The following is a 7928-nucleotide window of genomic DNA, read 5'->3' as shown; positions in this document are numbered from 1 at the left end:
GGCCGGACGAGCGCGGGGGTCACGGGCTGCGGTGGCGTCGTGCGCACCACCGGCGGCGGAATCGGGAGGGGAAGCACAGGCTTTGGGGCCACGACCTGGGGCACCGGTACCGGGAGGGGAAGAACCCGCGGCGGCGGAGTCACCGGGATAGGCGACGGAGCCGGGGGTGGGACAGTAACCGGCGGCGGCGAACCCTGTCCGGGCTCGGTCCTCAGCGACGGGGCGCGCGTCGCGGGATCGTCGAGCGGCGCTTCAAGAGGCGCTTCGGCCTCGGTCGCCGGAGGCTTTACGGCCACAGCCGGACGGTTCGCGGGCGGCGCAGGCGTGCGCACGGTCTCGCGGATCGGACCCCGGTCGCGGACCCCGTCAGGCAAGATCAGACGCTGGCCAGCACGCAGGGACGAGGTGGCCTTGAGGCCATTGGTCGCAGCCAGGACCTTGGGCGTGGTTCCGAAGCGGCGGGCAACCACGGAAAGGGTATCGCCCTGCGTGGCGACATAGGCCTTCCGGGTCTCGGCCGGGCCCTTGAGGACCTGGCCAGGCCTGAGGGCGTAGGGAGACTTCAGTCCGTTTAGAGCGGCGAGTTCCTTGCGGGTCAGGCCCATCCGGTCGGCGATCGCGTCGACGGTGTCGCCCTTGCGAACCGTGTAGGCGGCGGGCTTGCCCGTGACTGCAATGACCTTCCCGCCCGCCAGGGTGCGGGTGCTGACCTTATCACGGGGGGTCTGTTCAGGCGCCGCAAGGGTCGGCTCCGCGGCGTCGCGGACGGTTTCCGGGCGGGACTCGCGGACGGGTGCCGGGGGCTTAGGGGCGGGGGCAGAGGTCAACCGCACCGGACCCCGGTCACGATAGCCGTCTGGCAGGCTGAGTTTCTGGCCAGACCGCAGGGCCGCCGAGGTCCGCAGGCCATTCTCCGCCGCAAGGGCCTTTGACGTCACGGAGAACCGGCGGGCGACGGCCTCGAGGCTGTCCCCATCGGCGACGACATAGGCCTTGCGCGTCTCGGGCGGGCCCTTGAGCTTGCGGCCGACGCTGAGGGCATAGGGCGACTTCAGCCCGTTCAGGTCAGTCAGGGCCTTTCGGGTCATGCCCATCCGGTCGGCGATCTCGTCCACGGTGTCGCCACTGCGCACCACGTAGGTCGAGGGACCGCTACTGACCGAGACCACCCGGCCGGCCGCCTGGGCGCGGCTCGGAGCGGAGCCGGCGCCACCGGGGACCTTCAGCTTCATGCCGGCGTCAATCCGGGCCCCGGTGCCAAGGTCATTGGCTTCGGAAAGGGCCTCGGGGCTCACGCCGACCTTGCGGCTGATGCCCGTGAGGGTATCGCCCCGCTGGACGGTGTAGGACCCGCCAGTCGCCTGCATAAGGGCCAGTTGCACCGGCACCTCGCGTGCGAAGGCGACCGTCGAAGGACCCACCAGCGCGGTCGAAGCCGCAAGCATGAGGACGGTCCGGTTGAGAAAACTGCTCATCGCCGCTCCGGCACTGTTTACCCGCTGTGGCGTCCCGACCTGGATCGACGGCGCGATCTGGTCAGTGACCCCAGGAAATCGTCACTTTTTAGGCGGGCTCAGGAGTCCTTTGCCACGCCATCCAGCAGAGGCACAAACCGCACCTCCGCCAGGGTCTCTACCGTGAAACCGCCCTCCCCGTCCCCGACATAACGGTTGAGGTCCTGGACAGGTCCGCGTCCCACAGGCGCGACCAATACCCCGTTTGGCTTCAGTTGCGCCAGCAGAGCACGAGGAACACCGGGGGCCGCTGCGGTCACCATCACACGATCAAAGGGCGCCTGTTCCGGCCATCCCTGGCCGCCATCGCCAAACCTGGTGATGACATTGGTCAGTCCCAGTTGCCGGAACCTGTCCTCGGCCGCGGACATCAGGGTCCGGTACCGCTCGACTGAATAGACCAGCCGGGAAAGCTTGGACAATATGGTGGTCTGGTAGCCAGACCCCGTCCCGATCTCGAGGACCCGCGATCGTTTCTCGATCCGAAGGGCCTGGGTCATCATCCCGACGATGTAGGGCTGGCTGATGGTCTGGCCGCAGGCAATCGGAAGGGCCTGATCCTCGAAGGCCCGCTCCTGGAAGAGCTCTGGCGTGAAGAGGTCCCGGGGCGTGGTGGCGATGGCGTTCAGTACAGGGGCGTCGGTGACGCCCTGGGCCTTCAGGCCTTCAATCAGCCGGGCATGGCGTGGATCCGCCGGCGTGTGGGGACGACGCACCATCCTCAGGCCTTCGGCGGGGCGCCGCCGAGGACCGCCCGCATCCGGTGGACGGTTTCCTGGTGGGTCAGGTCGATATGAAGGGGCGTTACCGAGATCCGGCCATCGTAGATCGCCCGCAGGTCTGTCCCCGCAGCCGGGGCCGACAGCTCCCTGCGGAACCCCATCCAGTAGTAGGTCTCGCCGCGCGGGTCGGTCCGCTGCACCGCCTGGCGCACATGAAGGTCGCGGAAGGTCTGCCGGGTGACCTCAACCTCACGGATCTGGTCCAGGGCGCGCGATGGGAAGTTGACGTTCATGACCACGTCGGAGGGCCAGCCAATCTCGACCAGACGCCGGACAATACCGGGCCCGAAATGCTCCGCCGGCTCGAAGACGGGCTGATCGGGCATCTCCTCCCCGGGGGTGGGCCAGCTCATCTGCGAGAGGGCTATGGACGGGATCCCAAGGGCCATGCCCTCGATGGCGCCGGCGACGGTCCCGGACATGGTGACGTCCTCGGCCAGGTTGGCGCCCCGGTTGACCCCGGAGAGAACAAGGTCGGGACGATCTGTGCCCATGAGTTCGGTCACGGCCAGCATGACGCAGTCGGTCGGGGTGCCGGTGGTGGCGAACCGGCGGTCGTCGAGCCTGCGAACCCGCAGGGGTTCGGCCAGGGTCAGGGAGCGGCTGGCGCCGGACTGTTCGTATTCCGGTGCACAGATCCAGATATCGTCGCTGATCGTCCTAGCGATCCGCTCCAGGGACACGAGGCCCTCTGCGTGGATGCCATCATCGTTGGTCAGGAGAATACGCACGGGCTCAGGCATTCCCGTCAATGTGGGTGACGCCGCCCATATAGGCCTGAAGGACTTGGGGAATGGCGATACGGCCGCCCTCGTCCTGGTAGTTCTCCAGGAGCGCCACCAGGGTCCGGCCTACGGCCAGGCCGGAACCATTCAGGGTGTGGACGTAGCGCGTTCCCTTCTCGCCAGCGGACTTGGTACGCGCATCCATCCGGCGAGCCTGGAAATCCCCGCAGTTCGAGCAGGAGCTGATCTCGCGATACCGGCCCTCGCTGGGCAGCCAGACCTCCAGGTCATAGGTGCGGCGAGCGCTGAAGCCCATGTCACCCCGGCAGAGCAGCAGGGTGCGGAAGGGCAGGTCGAGCCGCTTCAGAACCGCCTCGGCGCAGGACACCATGCGCTCGTGCTCGGCATCGGACTGGTCCGGCTCTGTGATGGAGACCAGCTCAACCTTGTAGAACTGGTGCTGGCGGATCATCCCCCGGGTGTCGCGGCCAGAGGCACCTGCCTCCGAGCGGAAACAGGGCGTGAGGGCGGTCAGGCGCAAGGGCAAGGTCTCGGCGGCGAGGATCTGCTCGCGTACCAGGTTGGTCAGGGACACTTCGGCGGTGGGGATGAGCCAGCGGTCGTCCGTAGTCCGGAAGAGGTCTTCCGAAAACTTCGGGAGCTGGCTGGTGCCGAACAGAGCGATATCCCGCACGAGGAGCGGCGGTGAGACCTCGGTATAGCCATGCTCCAGGGTCTGGATGTCGAGCATGAACTGGCCGAGGGCACGCTCGAGGCGCGCCAGAGGGCCCTTCAGGACCACAAACCGGGCGCCGCTCATCCGCGCGGCGGCCTCGAAGTCCATAAGCCCCAGGGCCTCGCCAAGATCAGCGTGATTTCGTGGCGCCTGGATGGCGAAGGGTTCTCCCCAACGCCGAATTTCGACGTTGCTGGCCTCGTCCTCCCCAGGCGGGACGTCCTGAGCCGGAAGGTTTGGCAGGCTGGCCAGCAGGTCGCGAAGGGCCTCCTCGGCTGCCTTCGCCCGCTCGGCGTCGCCGGCCGCTTCCGCCTTCAGGGCCTCGACCTCGTTGAACAGGCGCGCGGCGGCGGCCTCATCCTTCGCCGCCTTAGCCTGGCCGATCCGCCTGGACAGGTCGTTGCGCCGGGCCTGGGCCGCCTCGGACGCACTTCTGGAAGCCCGGACCTGCTGGTCAAGCTGGAGCGCCTCGGCAGACGCCCCGGACCGGCCCTTGGCCGCCCAGGCCATCTCGTAGAGGTCGGGTTGGTCGCGCAGGGCTCGGATGTCGTGCATGGGCGGGAGGTCTCAAGGATAGGCCGCCCTGTCTAGTCCGCGTCGCCGGGGGCGCCAACCGCCAAGGGACGAAGTCAGGCGTCGGAAGCTTCTGCTTCCGCCTTCTGGTTGCGCATTTCGATCAGCCGCACGCACCAGATCGAGATTTCGTAGAGCAGGACAATAGGCACGGCGAGCATCAGCTGGCTGATGGGATCTGGCGGCGTGACCACGGCGGCGACGACGACGATGCCAACAATGGCGTAGCGACGGAATTCACGGAGGACCGACGAACTCACCATCCCGGCCATGCCCAGGAGGGTCAGGACGACAGGGAGCTGGAAACAAAGGCCGAAGGCCATCAGCAGGGTGGTGACCAGGGTCAGGTAATCCGAAACCTTCGGCAGGAGTTCCACGCTGATCCCGCCCGTCCCGGTGATCTGCTGGGATAGGGAGAACCAGAGAACAAACGGGAAAATGAAAAAGTAAACGAGCGCCCCACCCAGGGTGAAGAGCAGGGGCGAGGCGATGAGAAAGGGAAGAAAGGCCCGCCGCTCTCGCTTGTAGAGCCCGGGTGCCACGAAGCCGTAGACCTGGGAAGCCAGCACAGGGAAGGCGAGGACAACGGCCCCGAAACCCGCAAGCTTGAGCTTGGTGAAGAAAAATTCGAGGGGCTCCGTATAGATCAGCTTGAGCACCTGCCCCTGGACAGCCGGGATCTCCTTGGCCCCGATCAGGACCAGGAGAAGATCAAAGGGTCCGCCTCCCGGCCGGGCGCCGGTCGAGGGGATGAGGTGCAGGGCCTGGAGGAGACCGTCGAAGAACCCGGTTTTCAATCCCGACGTCTGGGCCGCGGCCTGGGCAGCCTTCTGCACCGCGAGTAGACTCGCGGCGGCCTCGTAGGGTCTCAGGAGCAAGCGGTAGATATCGTCGGCGAAGGCGAAACAGACGATGAAGGCCAGGGTGACGGCAATGAGCACACGGATCAGCCGCTGCCGAAGCTCGATCAGGTGGTCGAGAAGAGGCGCACGCGAGGCTTCGATCTCGTCTTCGGGTCCATGCGGCTCGCTCATTCGGGCGCTCCCGCAGATTTCCGGCGACGGCGGGGCTTGGGCGCTGGCGGCACTTCGGGTAGCGGCTCCGAAACGACTGAGGGTTCAGGATCCGGAGCCGCGATCTCGACGGGGTTACCGCCCATAGGGGGATGAAACTGGATGTCTGAACCCTGAAGGCTGTCGCCGATCTCCCGGAAGACCTGGTTCACGTCAGCGGTCTCGCTGGTCAGGAGGTCGCCCTGCGAACGCCGCATGGCCTCGACCTCCTGGCGCAGTTCATCGAGTTCGGACTGGCGGGCCATGTCGTCAAAGCTGGCCCGGAACTCTGCCGCCATGGCGCGTAGCCGAGCCAGCCACTGCCCCAGCTTCCGGAGCATGACAGGCAAGTCCTTCGGCCCCACAACGATGAGGGCGACGGCCGCGATCACGAGGTATTCAAGCCCGCCGACTTCGGGAAGCATGTCCAGGTCCTAGCAGTGCACCCACGCCGGCGGCCTGGGTTGTGATCCAGCGGGACCGTTCAGCCCTTCGACTCTTCCTTGGACGACTCAACCTTGGCCGCAGGGGTGTCTGAGGCCGGCGCGGCCCCGTTACCTGCGTCCTTGATGCCGTCGCGGAAAGCACGAATACCCTTGCCGGCGTCTCCCATGAGGCCAGAGAGCTTGCCCCGCCCGCCGAAGACCACGAGGACAACAAGGGCCACTACAAGCCAGTGGATCGGGGACAATCCGCCCATGATGGTACTCCTCAAGGGAACGGCGCGCCCAAACGGGCCGCCACACCCCAATATAGGCGCACTGCCCGCCCCTCGCCAAGGGTCAGGCGGAGCCGGACTTCCCATCTTCGGCTTCAGAACCGTCTCCGAGGAAGTCCGTGTGGAACTCGGGGGCGTCCTCGCCCTCCTCGATCGGGTCCTCGTCGGGCATCTCGGTGCCTGCGGTGGGGATACTGAAGTCGGCTGGCAGGTCGAGGCTGAGGAGGCCCGCTGCACGCATGTCGGCGGCCCCGGGAAGGTCTGCGAGGCTGGCGAGCCCGAAGTGTTCGAGAAAGGCGTCCGTCGTGCCGTAGGTCACCGGGCGCCCGGGCGTGCGGCGCCGGCCGCGCATGCGTACCAGGCGCAGTTCAAGCAGGACATCGAGGGTTCCGCGACTGGCCTGGACACCCCGGACCGCCTCGATCTCCGCCCGGGTCACCGGCTGATGGTAGGCAATGATGGCCAGAGTCTCCTGGGCGGCCCGGGACAGCCGCCGCGGTTCCTCCCGTTCGATGGTCATCAGGAAGGCGAGGTCCGCTGCGGTCTGGAAACGCCACCGGTCGGCGACGCATACCAGCTCGACGCCGCGTCCTTCATACCGGACGCGAAGATCAGCCACCGCCCGCTCCACGTCGGAGCCCTCAGGCAGTCGTCCTGCGATGTCGTCGAGACTGAGGGGACCGGCCGCAGCGAACAGGAGGGCCTCGACCCGGCGCTCGGTCTCCGACGCCTCCGGCGGCTCAGGAAGGGCTTCGTCGAGGCTCACGCCCGGCCCCCGGGACGGGTCCGCAGGTAGATGTCCGCGAAGGCCTCAAGCTGGCGGGCCTCAAGGGCGCCTTCGCGGACCAGCTCGAGGCTGGCCGAGAGGGTCGAGGCCACATAGGAGGCGCGGCTGGGTGCCGTCTCCGCATCGGCATGCGCCGGCGGACGGGGTGCCACACCGGCCAGCGGGGTCCAGCGCCCCAGTTCCGGCAGGAGGCCCCGCAGCCGGTCCCTCGCCGCTTCCAGGGCGTAGGCCTTTGGCGGTGCCGGCTGGTAGCTGCGGGTGTCGGTCCTCCGCCTCTGCGTCACATAGGCCTGCATCAGTGTGTAAAGGTCGCCCTCCAGGCGCGTCGAGGGAAGGATCTTCAGGGCGTCCGGGTCGCCCCGCACGAAAACGTCCCGTCCCAGCTGGGGCCGGGCGCGCAGGGTCTCGGAAGCGCGGCGCATGGCGTCGAGCTTGGCGAGGCGGAAGGCCAATTGTGCAGCGACCTCCTCAGCCGGGGCCTCCTCGGCCTGGGGGCGTTCGGGACGAGGCAGGAGCAGGCGGGACTTCAGGAAGGCCAGCCAGGAGGCCATGACAAGATAGTCCGCCGCCAGGGCAAAGCTGTGGCGGCGGGCCTGCTGCACGAAGACCAGGTACTGGTCGGCCAGGCGGGTCACCGAGATGCGGAGCATGTCCACCTTCTGGCTACGGGCCAGGGCGAGCAGGACGTGCAGCGGGCCTTCATAGCCATCGACGTCGACGATCAGGGCCTCGCCATCCTGCGCGGCGCCCTCGGCCGCTTCGAAGTCGAGGCGCGGCTGGAAGCCGTCCGCTTGGCTCATGGCCAGACACCCGCGAGCAGGGCCTCGAACCGGGCTTCGGCCTCGGCGCGGTCCAAGGGTTCCGGCCGGCGGGGAATGCGCGCCAGGGCCGCTTCCGCGCGGCGGGCCGCCTTGCCGGTCAGGGTGCGGACGCCGGCGGCAACGGCCTTCATCTCGGCCATGTCGCCATTGCAGTGGAGGACGACGTCGCAACCGGCGGAAAGGCTGCGTCGGGCACGCTCGGTCAGGGTTCCGGAAAGCG

The 7928-nt window shown here is 67.8% G+C and carries 8 protein-coding genes and 2 pseudogenes; all 10 read right to left on the bottom strand.

The window, feature by feature from the left end:
* Nucleotides 1-1475: LysM peptidoglycan-binding domain-containing protein (locus WCJ52_RS09815; RefSeq protein ID WP_336903123.1), on the bottom strand; the 1475-nt coding region annotated here is incomplete at its 3' end.
* A gap of 98 nt (nucleotides 1476-1573) precedes the next feature.
* On the bottom strand, nucleotides 1574-2233 hold the full coding sequence (locus WCJ52_RS09810; protein WP_336903122.1) for a protein-L-isoaspartate(D-aspartate) O-methyltransferase: 660 nt from the start codon (nucleotides 2231-2233) through the stop codon (nucleotides 1574-1576).
* Nucleotides 2234-2235: 2 nt separating this feature from the next.
* Nucleotides 2236-3027 (bottom strand): 5'/3'-nucleotidase SurE, encoded by a 792-nt coding sequence (surE, locus tag WCJ52_RS09805; RefSeq protein WP_336903121.1) that lies wholly within the window; start codon nucleotides 3025-3027, stop codon nucleotides 2236-2238.
* Nucleotides 3028-3031: 4 nt separating this feature from the next.
* Complete coding sequence (gene serS / locus WCJ52_RS09800; RefSeq protein ID WP_336903120.1) at nucleotides 3032-4312, bottom strand: serine--tRNA ligase; 1281 nt, start codon at nucleotides 4310-4312, stop codon at nucleotides 3032-3034.
* A gap of 74 nt (nucleotides 4313-4386) precedes the next feature.
* On the bottom strand, nucleotides 4387-5364 hold the full coding sequence (gene tatC / locus WCJ52_RS09795) for a twin-arginine translocase subunit TatC (protein WP_336903119.1): 978 nt from the start codon (nucleotides 5362-5364) through the stop codon (nucleotides 4387-4389).
* Between the two features lie 230 nt (nucleotides 5365-5594).
* Nucleotides 5595-5807 (bottom strand): annotated as a pseudogene (gene tatB / locus WCJ52_RS09790) (Sec-independent protein translocase protein TatB); the annotation flags it as partial.
* A gap of 59 nt (nucleotides 5808-5866) precedes the next feature.
* Nucleotides 5867-6082, bottom strand: coding sequence for a twin-arginine translocase TatA/TatE family subunit (gene tatA / locus WCJ52_RS09785; protein WP_336903118.1), 216 nt, complete (start codon nucleotides 6080-6082; stop codon nucleotides 5867-5869).
* A gap of 82 nt (nucleotides 6083-6164) precedes the next feature.
* On the bottom strand, nucleotides 6165-6866 hold the full coding sequence (gene scpB, locus WCJ52_RS09780) for an SMC-Scp complex subunit ScpB (protein ID WP_336903117.1): 702 nt from the start codon (nucleotides 6864-6866) through the stop codon (nucleotides 6165-6167).
* A complete protein-coding gene (locus WCJ52_RS09775) occupies nucleotides 6863-7687 on the bottom strand; it encodes a ScpA family protein (protein ID WP_336903116.1) in 825 nt (274 codons plus the stop codon). The genes scpB and WCJ52_RS09775 overlap by 4 nt, the downstream gene beginning before the upstream one ends.
* Nucleotides 7684-7928 (bottom strand): annotated as a pseudogene (locus tag WCJ52_RS09770) (beta-hexosaminidase); the annotation flags it as partial. The gene WCJ52_RS09775 and the pseudogene WCJ52_RS09770, both read right to left, overlap by 4 nt.

Source organism: Phenylobacterium sp., assembly GCF_037138395.1.
Lineage (GTDB): Bacteria > Pseudomonadota > Alphaproteobacteria > Caulobacterales > Caulobacteraceae > Phenylobacterium.
This window is presented reverse-complemented; position numbering and strand designations above follow the sequence as displayed.